This is a genomic window from Usitatibacter palustris (assembly GCF_013003985.1).
Taxonomy (GTDB): Bacteria; Pseudomonadota; Gammaproteobacteria; order Burkholderiales; family Usitatibacteraceae; genus Usitatibacter; species Usitatibacter palustris.
This window is the reverse complement of record NZ_CP053073.1, coordinates 1,434,494-1,449,048: the sequence shown is the minus strand read 5'-3', so window position 1 is coordinate 1,449,048 and position 14,555 is coordinate 1,434,494. Positions and strand designations below refer to the sequence as shown.

At 65.2% G+C, this 14,555-nt stretch carries 10 protein-coding genes; 6 read left to right on the top strand and 4 right to left on the bottom strand.

Features of this window, described 5'->3' with window-relative positions:
* Positions 1 to 127 precede the first annotated feature (127 nt).
* Genes DSM104440_RS07375 through DSM104440_RS19480 form a run of 4 tightly spaced genes read left to right on the top strand, consistent with a single transcriptional unit; the run spans position 128 to position 5,525 of the window.
* Positions 128 to 1,402 (top strand): cytochrome P450, encoded by a 1,275-nt coding sequence (locus DSM104440_RS07375; RefSeq protein ID WP_171161372.1) that lies wholly within the window; start codon positions 128 to 130, stop codon positions 1,400 to 1,402.
* On the top strand, positions 1,399 to 4,386 hold the full coding sequence (locus DSM104440_RS07370; protein WP_171161371.1) for a Dyp-type peroxidase: 2,988 nt from the start codon (positions 1,399 to 1,401) through the stop codon (positions 4,384 to 4,386). The genes DSM104440_RS07375 and DSM104440_RS07370 overlap by 4 nt, the downstream gene beginning before the upstream one ends.
* 9 nt (positions 4,387 to 4,395) lie before the next feature.
* The gene (locus DSM104440_RS07365) at positions 4,396 to 5,355 is read left to right on the top strand and encodes a M14 family metallopeptidase (protein ID WP_171161370.1); all 960 of its coding nucleotides are present in this window, start codon (positions 4,396 to 4,398) and stop codon (positions 5,353 to 5,355) included.
* Positions 5,356 to 5,396: 41 nt separating this feature from the next.
* The gene (locus DSM104440_RS19480) at positions 5,397 to 5,525 is read left to right on the top strand and encodes a hypothetical protein (protein ID WP_281357040.1); all 129 of its coding nucleotides are present in this window, start codon (positions 5,397 to 5,399) and stop codon (positions 5,523 to 5,525) included.
* Positions 5,526 to 5,577: 52 nt separating this feature from the next.
* Here the strand turns inward: DSM104440_RS19480 and DSM104440_RS07360 are convergent, their stop codons facing one another.
* Both DSM104440_RS07360 and DSM104440_RS07355 read right to left on the bottom strand, forming a co-directional pair.
* Positions 5,578 to 6,816, bottom strand: coding sequence for a nucleoside recognition domain-containing protein (locus DSM104440_RS07360; protein WP_171161369.1), 1,239 nt, complete (start codon positions 6,814 to 6,816; stop codon positions 5,578 to 5,580).
* 10 nt (positions 6,817 to 6,826) lie between these two features.
* On the bottom strand, positions 6,827 to 8,407 hold the full coding sequence (locus tag DSM104440_RS07355) for an ABC transporter substrate-binding protein (protein ID WP_171161368.1): 1,581 nt from the start codon (positions 8,405 to 8,407) through the stop codon (positions 6,827 to 6,829).
* A 41-nt stretch (positions 8,408 to 8,448) separates the two neighbouring features.
* Here DSM104440_RS07355 and DSM104440_RS07350 point away from each other — a divergent pair, with 41 nt between their 5' ends.
* Entirely contained in the window at positions 8,449 to 9,222 is a 774-nt protein-coding gene (locus tag DSM104440_RS07350; protein ID WP_171161367.1) for an N-acetylmuramoyl-L-alanine amidase, read from the top strand.
* Complete coding sequence (locus DSM104440_RS07345; protein ID WP_171161366.1) at positions 9,219 to 10,538, top strand: serine hydrolase domain-containing protein; 1,320 nt, start codon at positions 9,219 to 9,221, stop codon at positions 10,536 to 10,538. The genes DSM104440_RS07350 and DSM104440_RS07345 overlap by 4 nt, the downstream gene beginning before the upstream one ends.
* A 153-nt stretch (positions 10,539 to 10,691) precedes the next feature.
* Here DSM104440_RS07345 and DSM104440_RS07340 read toward each other — a convergent pair whose 3' ends face one another.
* Together DSM104440_RS07340 and DSM104440_RS07335 are read right to left on the bottom strand one after the other, a co-directional pair.
* A complete protein-coding gene (locus DSM104440_RS07340; protein ID WP_212758259.1) occupies positions 10,692 to 11,636 on the bottom strand; it encodes a S66 peptidase family protein in 945 nt (314 codons plus the stop codon).
* A 95-nt stretch (positions 11,637 to 11,731) separates the two neighbouring features.
* Positions 11,732 to 14,494, bottom strand: coding sequence for a TonB-dependent receptor (locus DSM104440_RS07335; protein ID WP_212758258.1), 2,763 nt, complete (start codon positions 14,492 to 14,494; stop codon positions 11,732 to 11,734).
* Positions 14,495 to 14,555: the final 61 nt, after the last annotated feature.

Below are 14,555 nucleotides of genomic sequence, written 5' to 3'. Positions count from 1 at the left end.
CGCCTCCTGCAGCATGTACGCCAAGTGTGAATATGCACTAGTCAGCGCTACCTTGGGGAGTACAGTACGCGACTGGCGCAAGCCGCAGGCAGCGGCTGTGTGACTTGAACGAGCGGAGGCTAAAACAATGAGCTCGAATCCGGCGCAACCGGCCGCAGGCGACATGACGCCGGCGGAGTACGTCAAGGCGATGGACGCCCTGAGCGAGCCGTCGTTCTGGTTCGAAGCGTTCAACGCCTACCCCCAGTGGGTGATCAACCTCCTGTGCCGATTGCGGACGGTCCACAACTGGATTCCGGGCTGGTCCCTGGTCCTCGGCCACGAGGAAGTCCGCGAGGCCCTCTCGCGCGACGCCATCTTCCCCGTGGGCTGGGGCGGCAAGATGGAGGAAGTCACCAAAGGCGAGGGCAAGGAAGGCGCGAACTTCGTCCTCGGGATGGAGAACGACGACCACTACAAGGCGAGCTACAAGCAGCTCGCCGAATGCTTTCCCCTCAAGGACCTCACCGAGCACATCACGACCGCGACCGCCAAGCGTGCTGGCGAGATCCTTGCGAGCAAGGAGCCTGGCAAGCCGTTCGACGCGGCGCAGGACCTGATGCTCGCGATCCCCGCGGGCCTGTGCCGGACGTACTTCGGTCTCCGGTTCGACGAAAAGGACGATGTCCTGTTCGCCAAGTGGAGCCTGGGGCCGAGCTCCTACACGTTTGCCATTCCCGGCGAGACGCCGCCGCCCAAGAAGGCCGTCTCGGACGAGGGCGCTTGGCACCTGCGCCGAATCATCCGCGACTCCATGGCGGCTGCGAACACCATCGACCTGAAGACGCCGATGGATCGCATGATGAAGAAGGGCCTTCCCGAAAAGCAGGTCATGGCCCAGTTCTTCGGCATGGTGCTGGGATTCATCCCCACCGACGTCCTCGCTGGCGGCAACATCCTCGAGACGCTGCTGCGCTATCCGAAATTCCTCGAGCGCGCACGCGCGGCGGCCGTGGCCGGCGACGACGATCTCCTGTGGCGGTGCCTGCGTGAGGCACTTCGGTTCCGGCACATCAATCCGGGCATGTGGCGCTACTGCCCCGAGGGGCACACGTTCGCCTCCGGGCGCAAGACGCCCGCAGGAAAGAAGGTCTTCATCGGATACCAGTCGGCCATGTTCGATGCACGCCGGATCGAGCGGCCCCACGTCTTCGATCCCGACCGGTGCGACGAGGACTACGTCACCTTCGGCGTCGGCCAGCACTGGTGCATCGGCGCGTACATCGCCCGCGAGCAGATCACTCAAACCTTCAAGCCGCTCGTGAAGCTCAGGGGCCTGCGGGCCGTGGGCCATGGGCGCGCGACCGCGCGGCGGTTCAGCGACATCTTTCCCATCAGCCTTCCGGTGGTCTTCGACAAATGAACACCGTGCTCACCACCGTCGCCGTGCCCTTCCCGGCATTCCGGACCGAGGCCGAGGGGCCGACCAGCGTCGTCGACAAACTCGACGGCATCCTCGATCGCCTGGGCGATCCGAAGGGAAAACCCTTCGAGGACGCCGCAACCGCCCTGCGCGGTTGTGGCATCCACTTCCTGAGCATCGTCGCCGTACCGCCCGAGGCGGGAAAGACACGGGCGCACCTCGTGATCGAAGTCACTGCCGACGCGCCGCTCAAGGGGGTGCTGACGCGCGTGGCCACCGCGATCCCCGCGCCGCTTCGCGAAGTCATCGAGGCCGCCGGCGTTCCCATCGACGGCCCGCTCGAATGCTTCCTCGAGCGGCACGAGTGCTCCGTGAACCTGCAACTCTTCGCAGGCACAGCCGGGCTGCACTTCAGCGGAACGCCCGGAATGCGACGGGACCGCATCAAGCTCGAGGCCGACCTCGCGGCGAAAATCCAGGAGGTCCTCGGCAACCTGCCCGCGCCTCCCGACTCCGCGCTCTCGCGCCTGTACAAGGTGCGCGGCGAGATCTTCAAGGATCCGTACCTGAAGTGGGCCTTCGTGTCCGAGCGGATGCCGTTGCGCGGCGCCTATAGGACGGTGCCCTGGATCGAGTTGCTGCCCATCTTCTTCCGCGACTTCGCGTGGATATGGGTTCCCCTGCCGATACTGACGATGATCATCGGCTGGTCCCTCCGCGGCTTCCTCTGGGCGTTCACGTGCACGCTGCTCGTGGTCTTCTGGGAGGCCTTCGCGGCAGGCCTCATCATCTGGTTCGGCTACTGGCGGCTCCGTAAGCAGGAGAAGGAGGACTTGCCCGTCGACGAGGAACCCTCCGAGCCGCTCATGCGCGAAGTTCTCGCGCGCGAAAACCGACCCGAATACGCGCAGAACCACCTGGCGGGCGTTTCGACGTTGAAGGGCAAATGGTTCCGGTACGTCACGTTGCGCATCGGGCTGTGGCTCATCGCCGAGAGCGGCCCGCGCGGCTCGCCTCCGGGCTTCATCGACAAGATCGGCAACATCCATTCGGCGCGCTGGCTGCAGCTTCCCGGCACGCAGCAGTTGCTGTTCCTCTCCAACTACGGGGGCAACTGGCAGGGTTACCTCGAGGACTTCATCGCAAGACTGCGCGACGGGTTGAGCAGCGTGTGGAGCAACACGCTCAACTTTCCGCGAACGACGCTCCTGACGCAGGGTGGCGCGGAAGACGGCGCGCGGTTCAAGCGTTGGGCGCGCCGCCAGCAGATCCCGACGCGGTTCTGGTTCAGCGCGCATCCCACGCTCACGACGGACGCGATCCGCCGGAACGCCGAGATCCGGCACGGATTCGCAAGCGCCACCAACGAAGAGCAGGCGGCGAAATGGCTTTCGCTCTTCGGCTTCGCCGCGCGCGACACGCTGGAGAGTCGCGAGATCCCGACGCTCGCCTTCGGCGGAATGAAGAACATGCTCCATGCGCAAGCGCTGATGCTCAGCTTCGCGGCACGCGAGAAGGCCATGAAGTGGCTACGCGACATCGAGCCGCGCCTTACCTATGGCGAATCGACGCCCGAGAAGAAAGCGCTCCTCGTGGGACTCACCGCACCCGGGCTCGCCAAGCTCGGCGTCGGCCCGGACGCGTTGGCGACCTTTCCGGTCGCGTTCCAGCAGGGGATGTCCGCCGTCGGTCGCGCTCGCGCGCTTCACGACGAGCCGGACAAGTGGACCTGGGGCAAGCGGCCCGAGGACACCGACGCGATCCTCCTTGTGTATGGCAAGACGGAAGGCGAGCTGAAGGACGCCTTGACGGAAGAAAACAAGGCGCTGGACGACGCAGGAATCAAGTCGCGGCCGATCCGACTCGATCCGCTGACCGATCCCGTCAAGGAGCCATTCGGATTCCGGGACGGGATTTCGCAGCCGATCATGCGCGGCTCGAAACGCTGGTCGCGCACGGCCACGGATTCGATCCACACGGTCGAACCCGGCGAGCTGGTGCTGGGCTACCCCGACAACTTCCTGAACATCGCGCCAACGCCCCAGGCACACGGCCGTGACGTGGGACGCAACAGCACCTACCTTGTCGTCCGCGAGTTCGAGCAGCACGTGACGAAACTCGATGACTACCTCAAGGCGCGCGCGAAGGAATACCACACGAAACCTGGCGTGCCGGGAGACACCGAGGCGGATGTGAAGGATTGGCTGCACGCCAAGATGGTCGGACGCTGGAAGGACGGCACCTCGCTGATCCGTCATCCCGATAAGCCTGGTCGCCTGCCGCCGGAGGAGGCGCTGCGTCGCAGTGCCGCGGCTGCTTCGACACCCGAACCCGCGACGCCGGACCCGGCCACTGAACCACCACCGGCACCAGCATCGGCATCCGCACCGGCAACTGCGCCTGCACCTTCGCCACGTCCGGCATTGGCACTGGCACCCGGGCCGATCAAGGACACGGTCAATCCCGACAATGCGTTCCTCTACGGCCGCGAAGATCCGGACGGCCTGCGCTGCCCGCTGGGTGCGCACATTCGCCGCGCCAATCCTCGTGACAGCCTCGAGCCCGGCTCCCAGGTGCAGATCAAGCTCTCGAATCGGCATCGCGTGATGCGCGTCGGGCGCAACCTGCCCAAGCAATCGAACGGCAATGCCGGCCTCCTGTTCATGTGCGTCAACGCCGACATCGAGAGGCAGTTCGAATTCCTGCAGCAGGCCTGGCTGCATGGATCGACGTTCCACGGCCTCGATGAAAGCGATCCGCTCCTCGGACGTGGGAGCCAGACGAAGGTCCCGTTGACCATGACCATCCCCACGCCGCACGGCCCGCTCCGCATGGACGGGCTCGAGAGCTTCGTGACCGTGAAGGGTGGCGCGTATTTCTTCCTGCCGGGCCGGACCGCCATCAGCGTCCTCGCGTGGGGACCTGCGGGCCGTCCCCTGAATCCGTCCACCCCCGAGGATGGCGCCCGCCGCGGCTACGCTTAAAATGGGGGCATGACCTCCACGCCCCTGCTTCCCTTCGAATCCGTTTCCTTCGCGGGCCGCGCAAGCGGCCCGCGCCTCATCGTCACCGGCGCCGTGCACGGCAACGAGACCTGCGGCACGCAGGGCATCCGCCGCGTCCTCGAGGAGATCCGCTCCGGCGCGCTCGCGATCGAGCGCGGCGTGGTCACCTTCGTACCGGTGTGCAATCCGCTCGCCTACGCGAAGAAGGACCGGATCGGCGACCGCAACCTCAACCGCAACCTCGCGCCCACGCCCAATCCCAAGGACTTCGAGGATCACGTCGCGAACTGGCTCTGCCCGCTGCTCGCGAGCCACGAGGCGCTGCTCGATCTGCATTCCACTCGCGGCAAGACGGAAGGCTTTGCTCTCGTCGGGCCGCAGGACAACCAGGGGCTCATCGAACCCTTCAAGCATTCGAAGGCCGAGCGCGACATGGCCAAGCATCTGGGCGTGAAACGCTTCGTCGAAGGCTGGCTCGATACGTATGCGCGTGGCGTTGCACGGCGTCGCGCGAACGCAGCGGCCAATCCGCTCGCGGCCGATGCGATCTACGGTGTCGGTACGACGGAGTACATGCGCTCGGTGGGTGGCTACGCGATGACGCTCGAGTGCGGCCAGCACGACGCGCCGGAATCACCCGAGGTGGCGTACCAGGCGATCCGCAATACGCTCGCGTTCCTCGGCCACGTGAACGGCCCGCCGCCCGCGGAAGTGAAAACCTACGAGGCGCTGCGCCTGCACGAAGTGATCGATCGCGACCACGCCGAGGATAAATTCAGCCGGGCCTGGGCGAGCTTCGATGCGCTCGCACCGGGCGACCTCATCGCCATCCGCAATGACGGCACGGAGATTCGCGCGCCAAAGCACGGCCGCATCCTCTTCCCCGACGTGGGAGCGAAGCCGGGGCATGAGTGGTTCTACCTCGCGGAGACGATTGGCGAAATTTGAGGCGGTGTGGCTGGCGGAGGCCTAAGTCTTTGGAACCGCCGATGAACGCCGATTCAACGCCGATTGCCGCCGATGAAAAGCAAGGGGGCAAAGGTCATGGCGAATGCGTCGCGAACGTCCATCTCTGCGACGACACACACTTCTCATTGATCGGCGGCAATCGGCGTTGAATCGGCGTTCATCGGCGGTTCCAAAGCCTCTTGCTTCCGTCAGCCCCGCTCCCTAATGAAAAAACAAATACCCCACTGCGATGGCTGCAACGACCGCCGCCAAGTCCGCGAGTAGACCGTAGCCCACGGCATACCGCGTCTTCGTGATCCCCACCGAGCCGAAGTACAGCGCGATGATGTAGAAGGTCGTGTCGGAGGCGCCGCCGATGATGCTCACGAGGCGGCCGACGAAGGAATCCGCGCCGTAGGTTTTCATCGCTTCGATCATCAGCGCCCGCGCACCACTGCCGCTCACGGATTTCATCAGCGCCGTGGGAAGCGCGGGTACGAAGTCCGTGTTGAAGCCCATCAGCGCAAACGTCCAGGCGCAGGCGCCGACGATGAGGTCCATCACGCCGGAATTGCGCAGCACGCCGATGGCGACCAGCATCCCCACGAGGAACGGGATGATCATGATCGAGGTCTGGATGCCGCCCTTCGCGCCTTCGATGAAGACGTCGTAGACGTTGGCCTTCTTCCAGAGTGCGCCGGCGATGAAGCCCACGATCACGGTGAAGATCAGCACGTTGCCCGTCACCGTCGAGATCGCCTGGATCTGCTCGCGTGTGAAGATCGCGCTGAACGCCCACACCATTCCGCCGAGGAATGCCGTGATGCCGCCGATCCACGCGAGGATCACCGGATCCATCAAGCGGATTCGCTGCTTCAGCGCGACCGCAAGAAACGCGACCAGCGTTCCGAAATAAGTAGCGATCAGCGTCGGGATGAAGATGTCCGCGGGATCCTTGGCGCCGAGGATCGCGCGCTGCGCCATGATCGACACGGGAATCAGCGTGAGCCCGGCCGTGTTCAGCACGAGGAACATGATCTGCGCGTCGCTCGCGGTGTCCTTCTTCGGATTGAGCGTGTGCAGGCTCTCCATCGCCTTCAAGCCGATCGGCGTCGCGGCGTTGTCGAGGCCGAGGAAGTTCGCCGAGTAGTTCATCACCATCAGGCCCGTGGCCGGATGGTCGCGCGGCACCTCGGGGAATATGCGCGAGAAGAACGGGCCGATGAGCCGCGCTACACCCGCGATGGCGCCAGACTTCTCACCGACGGCGAGGATGCCCAGCCACAGCGTCATGATCCCCGCGAGCGGCAGCGCGATTTCCATCACCGCGATGCGCGCGGATTCAAACGTGCCGTCGACGACCTTCTTGAAGATCGACGCATCGCCCAGGAACACCCACTGGGCGAGCGCCGCGAGGAATCCGACCAGGAAGAACCCGGCCCAGAGATAGCTGAGCGCCACTAAGCCGGGCTCAGTTGATCTTCACCCAGATCGGGGCGAACTTGTTGTCCGAGCGGTGGACGAGCGAGATGTTCGAGCGCGACACCCACGGGATGACCTGGCGATGGATCGGGATCACGAGCACTTCGCGCTGCAGCACTTCGATCGCCTTGTTGATCTGCTGCTGCCGCTTGGCCGGATCCATCTCCACGTCGATCGCGTCGATGAGCGCATCGAGCTCCGCGTTCGAGAAGTTGCCGTAGTTCGTGTCGCCGTAGCCCTTGTCGTTCAGCGAATGGAAGAGCGGCTTGAACGTGAAGATGGCGTCGCGGTTGTTGTCGCCCCAACCCTGCATGCAGGCGCTGAATTCCTTCTTCGGCGTGCGCTGGAAGTACTGCGCCTTGGGCATCGCGTCGACTTTCACGTCGAGTCCGATCTTCGCCCACATCGCGGCCGCCGCAAGGCAGATCTTGTCGTCGTTCACGTAGCGGTCGTTGGGGCAGTGCAGCGTGAAGCCGAAGCCCTTGGGATACCCCGCCTCCGCGAGCAGCTTCTTCGCGGCCTCGACGTCGTAGGGCAGGCGCTTTTCATACGACGCGGGAATGCCCTCGCCCTTCGGGTTGGGTGTCGCGATCGCGGTCGGCGTCGAGAGCCCCCGCATGATCTGGGTGCGGATCGCATTCACGTCGATCGCCTGGTACAGCGCCTGGCGCACGCGGCGGTCCTTGAACGGGTTCTTGCCCTTCACGTCGGAAAACAGCAGCTCGTCGCGCGCCTGATCGAACGTGAACGTGATCACGCGCGTCTCGTCGCCCTCCCAGACCTTGAACGCGGGATCGGTCTTGAGCGCGAAGACATCCTGCACCGGCGGATCGAGCACGAAATCGAGTTCGCCCGACTTCAGCGCGGCGAGCCGCGTCGCCGCGTTTCCGATAGGGCGGTACTCGATCACGTCGATGTTGCCCTCCATGCGCCCGTCCTTGATGCCCCACCAGTCCTTGTTTTTTTCCAGCACCGTCTTCACGCCGGTCTCGTAGGTGACGAGCTTGAACGGGCCCGTGCCCATGGCGTTTCGCGAGGCGTGCGTGACTTCCTTGGCGGCGTAGTTCTGCGGCTCGGCCGAGTTGTTCTTCTCCGACCACGCCTTGCTCATGATGGGAATCTCGCCGATGGCGATCAGCCCCACGGGATTGGGCTTGTCGGTCGTGAATTCCACCGTGTACGCGTCGATCTTCCTCGGCTTGCCGGCGGGAATCGCGTAGGTGCGGAACTGCTGGGACTTCGCGGCGCGCTCGAAGGAGAACACCACGTCGTCGGCGGTCATGGGCGTGCCGTCGGTGAACTTGACGTCCTTGCGCAGCGTGAGCACGCGCGTCGTGGGGGAGATGACCTTCCACGAGGTCGCCAGCCACGCGGTCGCGTTCATGTCCTTGCCCGGCATGATCAGCCGCTCGTAGACCATCGCGTTGAAGCTCTTGGTGAAGCTTTCGTCCTGCGCGTGGGGGTCTTGCGTCGTGATGTCGCCCGAGGACGACCACTTGAACGTCTTCTGCGCGAGCACCGCTTGCGGTGCGGCGAGCGCTACGAAAACAAGCAGGATTCTCGCGAACATGCCACTCCCCTTTCGTGTCGATTGGCCTTATTGTATAGGCGATGAAACGACTAATGATGCTGTGTGCGGCGCTCGCCCTTTCGGGCTGCGCCACGGGGCTGCGGTTCGACGACAGCTACCAATCCACCGGCCACGACAGCCGCGCGCAATTTCTGGTCCTGCACTTCACCTCGAGTGACTTCCCCTCGTCGCTGAAGATCCTCACCAGCGGCCCGGTGAGCTCGCATTACCTCGTGCGCGACGACCCTCCGACCATCTACCGGCTGGTCGACGAGAACCGCCGGGCCTGGCACGCCGGGGTGAGCAACTGGCGCGGAAGCACGCTGATGAACGCGAGCTCGATCGGCATCGAGATCGTCAACCGCGGCGAGATGGGCGGCCCGGGCAGCGGCGTGTGGGAGGAGTACTCCCAGGCGCAGATGGACGTGGTGATGGCGCTCGTGAAGGACATCGTCGCGCGCCACAAGATACTTCCCGAGCGCATCGTCGGCCACAGCGACATCGCCCCGACCCGCAAGGTCGATCCGGGCCCGCGCTTCCCGTGGAAACGCCTCGCCGACGAAGGCCTGATCCCGTGGCCCGACGAGAAGGAAGTCGCGCGCCGCATCCCCGCCTTCGAACAGGTGCTCCCGGACATCACCTGGTTCCAGGATCGCCTCGTGAAGTTCGGCTATGGCATCCCGCTCTCCGGGTCGCTCGACGAGCTCACCGTGCGCACGCTCTCCGCCTTCCAGATGCGCCACCGCCCGAAACGCTACGACGGCATGCCCGACGCCGAGACCGCCGCGATGCTCGACGTCCTCACGGGTCCATGAGGCGGCGCGATGCGCTGCTCGCCCTCTCGGTCCTTGGCGCATCGGCGGCCGGGTGCGCGCCGCGTTCGCAGGCCCAGCCGGTGAACGACCCCCTCGACGCGCAACTGCTCGAGATCCTCGCGGATCCGGAGGCACCACTGGTCAGCCTCGCCGCGCTCTCGATCCGCAATGGCACCGTCGTCTACGAGAACGCCTTTGGCCGCCGGCACGTCGCCGACACGGACGGCCCCGACCTCCCCGCGCGCACGGACACGCTCTTTCGCGTCGCTTCCATCTCGAAGCTGGTCACCACGCTCGGCGTGATGAAGCTCGTCGAGGCCGGGCGCCTCGACCTCGATGCGGATGCCGGCGAGTACCTGGGCTTTCCCCTTCGCAATCCGCACTTCCCCGCCGCGAAGATCACGGTGCGCATGATGCTCGCGCACATCTCGTCGATCTGCGACGACGGCGGCTACACCTGGGACGAGACGGTCGATATCCGCGACGTCTTCGTGCCCGGCGGTTCACGCTATGGAACGGGCGCGATGTACATGCCCAAGTCGCCCGGTTCGTACTTCCGCTACACCAACGTCACGTGGGGCGTGATCGGCACGGTGGTCGAGCGCATCACCGGCGAACGCTACGACCTCTACATGAAGCGCGCGGTGCTCGACCCCCTGGGCATGACGGGCGGCTACAACGCCACGGCGATCGATCTCTCGCGCATGGGGACGCTCTACCGGAAGCGCATTCCCGAGGACGACGCGAAGTGGTATCCCGAAGGCCCGTGGATCGTGCAGGTCGATGACTATCACGGCGCCCCGCCCGTGCCGCGCGCCGGCCCCAACTACGTTCCGGGGCGCAACGGCGCGCTGTTCGGGCCACAGGGCGCGCTGCGCGCGTCGATCACGGATCTCGGCCGTGTGATGCGGATGCTCATGAATCGCGGCGAACTCGACGGCCAGCGCTTCCTCGGGGCCGCGACGATCGAGAAGATGTTCGAGCGCCAGTGGCGCAACGTCGGGCCGACGAGCGGCCAGACGTACGAGGACCTCACGAGCCCGCGCTTCCAGGCCTGGGCGCTGGGCAACCAGCACTTCCTCGACGTAAGCGGCGCCAACCAGGGCGACCGCCTCGTGGAAGGCGGCGGATTTACCGGCGTGGGTCACCTCGGCGATGCATGGGGCCTGCGCGGCGCCTTCGTCTTCAACCGCGATTCCCGCGACGGCTTCATCTTCCTCGCCGGCGGCCCCGGGTTCGATCCCGCGACGCGGCCGGGGAAGTACTCGGCGTTCTACCGGTACGAGGAAAGGGTGATGACGGCGCTGGCAAAATAAGTGGGGTCAGACTCGATTTAATTTGGGGTTAAATTTCCCTGTAAAAAAACCGGTCCATTGGGCCACCTCTCTTGTGAACTGCCTGAGGTGATCCAATGGACCGGTTTTTTTACAGGGAAATTTAACCCCAAATTAAATCGAGTCTGACCCCACTTATTGGACCGCCGCCTCGAGGAGCGTCAGCGTCTGCGCGCGCGTGTCGAACCGCGCACGGATGCCCACCGGCAGCGTCATCTGCTGCGCGATGTGGCCGAACGAGTAGCCGTAGGCCGCGGGTACCTTCAGCGACGACATCTGCTCCTCGAGCACCTCGCGCAACGTGAGCGACGGTTCTCCGTCATTCGCCTCGCACTTGCTGAAGACGCCGAGCATCACGCCGGTCGCCCGCGTGAGGATCTCGGCCTGGCGAAGCTGCGTGAGCATGCGGTCGATGCGGTACGGCGCTTCGCTCACCTCCTCGAGGAACAGGAGGTTCGCGCCCGGCTGCAATCCGTACGGCGTGGCGAGGTGCGCGCAGACCATGCTGAGGTTGCCGCCCACCAGCCGCCCTGTCGCGACACCTTCGCGATAGGTGCGCATCTCGAAATTCGGTTGCGATAATGCGCGCTCGAAGTTCTCGTCGGCGCCCGAGAAGCTGCGAGTCGCCTCGGGCTCCATGAGGACGGCGCGCAGGTTCGCCGCCGAGTAATCCGAGAACGTGGACGACGACACCGGCCCGTGGAAGGTCACCAGGCCCGCGCGCCGCAGGAACGCGATGTGCAGCGCGGTGATGTCCGAATAGCCCACCAGCACCTTGGGTGAGCGGCGCACGAGGCCGTAGTCGATGAGGGGCAGCATGGCGCTCGCACCCGCACCCCCGCGCGCGGCCCAGATGCCGGCCACTTCGCGATCGCGGAACATGGCGTGGAGGTCGTCCACACGATGAGCAACCGTTCCCGCGTAGCCGCCATGCATCGCGCGCAGGTTCGTGCCGAGCTTCACGCGAAGCCCCAGTGATTCGAGGTTGCGTACGCCGCGTTCGATCTGCGCGTCCTCGAGATAGCCCGAGGGCGCGATGAGGCCGACGAGGTCGCCTTCCTTGAGGCGCCTGGGCTTCACGAGCGATCGCGACGGCGGTTGCACCGCCGCGTCGCCCGCAAAAGGAAAAGCGGCCGCTAGAGCGGCCGCGATTCCCGAGACGAAGTGACGTCGGTTCAGAACGTGTACGTCGCCCGGACCATGTACGCACGGCCCCTCGGGTCCGCCACGCGCGGATCCCAGCCTGCGCCCGGCGTGAAGTCGAGGTTGTGCGCCGTGAAGGGCGGGTCCTCATCGAGCAGGTTCTTGATGGTCGCCGACAGCGTGAGGTTCTTGAAGCCGTTGTACACGCCCGTCAGGCCGTAGGTGATGTACTTGTCGATCTCCGAGTTCCATCCGGCCGGCGGGTTCGAAGGACGCTGGTCGTCGTAGCTGTGGGTGTAGTTCTGGAACAGCGTGAAGCTCCACGGGCCGCGCTCGTACGAGACTTGCGCGAAGTGCTTCCAGCGGACCCACAGGTCACGGTTGTTCCAGGCACCGACGAGCTCGGTGTACGGGTTCGACTCGAGAACGCGCGTACGAGCCCGGTCGATATACGTGCCGTCCATCGAAGCCGTCCAGCGGCCTTCCCACTGCCAGTTGAAGCGGATGCCGACGTCCGTGCCCTTCGTGAGGTCGCCCGCGGCGTTCACGAAGCCCGCGCGGATGTAGCCGCCCTGGCCGTCGAGACGTCCGTTGGCGCCGCGCACGAGGTTCTCGGGCATCGACGTGTAGTTCGCGATCACCTGCTGGGGCGTGAGCTCGTAGATGCGGTCTTCGCGCTCGACCTGCCAGAGGTCGACGCTGAAGTCGACCCACGACGCCGGCGAAGCCACGAAGCCGATGCTGTACTGCTTCGAGAGCTCCGGCTTCAGGTTCGGGTTGCCGCCCTGCTGTCCGTTCGGGCGAATTGCGCATACCGAGAGGTCCGCACCCGGCACGTTGCCGTTCGGGCACAGCACGGGGTCGGCGATGTTGCCCGGGATCGGCGATTCCGTCGTGGCGGTGTAGAGCTGGAAGAAGCTCGGAGCGCGGAAGCCTTCGTTGTACGAACCGCGGAACACCAGCTCCTTGATCGGCTGCCAGCGGAACGACACCTTCGGGTTGGTGGTGCTGCCGAAGTCGCTGTAGTCGTCGTAGCGGAGTGCGCCCGTGACTTCCAGGCCCTTGATGATCGGGATCGCGATCTCGCCGTAGAAGGCCTTGATGGTGCGCTCGACCTTCGGGAACTGCGGATCGAACGGCGCCTGGTAAACCGGCTGCGACGTGCGCGAGCCATCGTCGAACTTGTAGCTCTCCTTGCGATAGTCGAAGCCCGCCGCGACGCTGATGGCACCCGCGGGGAGCTGGTACACCTCGCCCGAGATGTTGCCGTCGAACTGCGTGAGCTCGGCCTCGCCACCGAAGAGCCTCTGCCCGGCTGCGCTCGCCGCCTGCAGCATCTGCAGCGCCGCGGCCGTCTGCGTCTGGCCGGGAAGCAGCCACGGGTTCACCTGGCCGCTGGCCAGCGCCGCCGTCAGGGGCGCCGTATACATGTAGCCGCTGCCGAGCACCGATTCGGCTTCGCTGCCCGACTGCGAGAAGCCCATCTTGTAGTCCCAGCTGCCCCACACGTTCAGCTGGCCCTCGATGCCGATGAGCGCGCGGTAGGCGTCGGTCGTGGTCTCGATGGTGCGCCCGCCGCACTCCATGCAACGCCAGCGATAGGCGATCGGGAGGTTGGCGTTGAACGACGGGATGTAGGCCGAAAGGTTGTTGTAGTACGGGCCGCCGACCGGATAGCGCATGCCGAGGAAATCGCCGGTCGTCGTGATCTGGTACTCCTCGAACTGCTTCCTCGCCTCCGTGCGCGACGCGATGATCTCGCCGATGATGTTCATCTCGTTGCTGACCTTGAACGTGCCGCGCGTGACGATCTGCGTGCGGTCGACCGGCTGGATCAGCACAGCCGATCCGCCGTAGTCATACGCGCAGGCATACCGGAAGCCCGGCGCGTTCCAGAGACCGAATTCGTACTGCGACTGCTCCGGGATCGAGCCGCAATTGTTCTGGAACGACAGGAGGTTCGCGCGGTTGTAGGTCTGCGAGCCCGTACCCGGCGTCGTGAACGAGGCGCCGATGGCGGTGCCGGCAAGACCCGTGTGCGTCGCGTAGGGCGTGCCCGCCGTATCCGGCGAGAGTCCGCGCTCGGGCTGGTAGCCGTTCGAGAACTTGCGATCGCCGCCGTTCAGGATTTCCTGGCGGTCGAAGGACAGCACGCCCAGGATGTTGAAGCGATCCTTGTCGAGATTGCCCCAGCCGGCGGTGATCGAGCCGCGATAGACGTTGCCGCCGCCCTCTTCCGTCATGTCCGCCATGGCGCTCACCTGCACGCCCTCGTAATCCTTGCGGAGGATGAAGTTGATGACGCCGCCGATCGCGTCCGTGCCGTAGATGGCGGAAGCGCCGTCCTTCAGGATTTCGACGCGCTCGATCGCCGCGAACGGAATGGAGCTGAGGTCGACCGCGTTGCCTTTCGCGCCGTGCGTCGAGAGGCGACGGCCGTTCATCAGCACCAGGGTGCTCGAAGCACCGAGGCCGCGCAGGTTCGCGCTGCTGTTGCCGTTGTTGTTGCGATCGGTGGTGCCCAGCTGGATGCCGACGTTGGACGAGAGGTTGTCCGCGCCGGTGCCGTTGGCCGAGATCTGCATGAGGAGCTGCTCGACGCTGGTGACGCCGCGCTTCTCGATCTCCTGCCGGGTGATGACCTGGACGGGCAGCGCTCCTTCTTCCTGGATGCGCTTGATGCTCGAACCCGTGATTTCAAGTTTTTCGACCTTCGTCGTTGTCTGCGCCCAGACCGAACCGGAACCCGTGATGCATGCCAGCGACACGGCATGGCAAAGCAGTCGGAGTCTCACTGTGATTTCCCCCTTGTTGTTTCGATGGAACTTCCCCGGACGATTCTGCTGAATTTGCGGC

Coding starts and splice junctions, on each gene's coding strand:
- DSM104440_RS07365 (WP_171161370.1), top strand. CDS start 4,396: ATGACCTCCACGCCCCTGCTTCCCTTCGAATCCGTTTCCTTCGCGGGC.
- DSM104440_RS07370 (WP_171161371.1), top strand. CDS start 1,399: ATGAACACCGTGCTCACCACCGTCGCCGTGCCCTTCCCGGCATTCCGG.
- DSM104440_RS07375 (WP_171161372.1), top strand. CDS start 128: ATGAGCTCGAATCCGGCGCAACCGGCCGCAGGCGACATGACGCCGGCG.
- DSM104440_RS07345 (WP_171161366.1), top strand. CDS start 9,219: ATGAGGCGGCGCGATGCGCTGCTCGCCCTCTCGGTCCTTGGCGCATCG.
- DSM104440_RS07350 (WP_171161367.1), top strand. CDS start 8,449: ATGAAACGACTAATGATGCTGTGTGCGGCGCTCGCCCTTTCGGGCTGC.
- DSM104440_RS19480 (WP_281357040.1), top strand. CDS start 5,397: ATGAACGCCGATTCAACGCCGATTGCCGCCGATGAAAAGCAAGGGGGC.
- DSM104440_RS07355 (WP_171161368.1), bottom strand. CDS start 8,407: ATGTTCGCGAGAATCCTGCTTGTTTTCGTAGCGCTCGCCGCACCGCAA.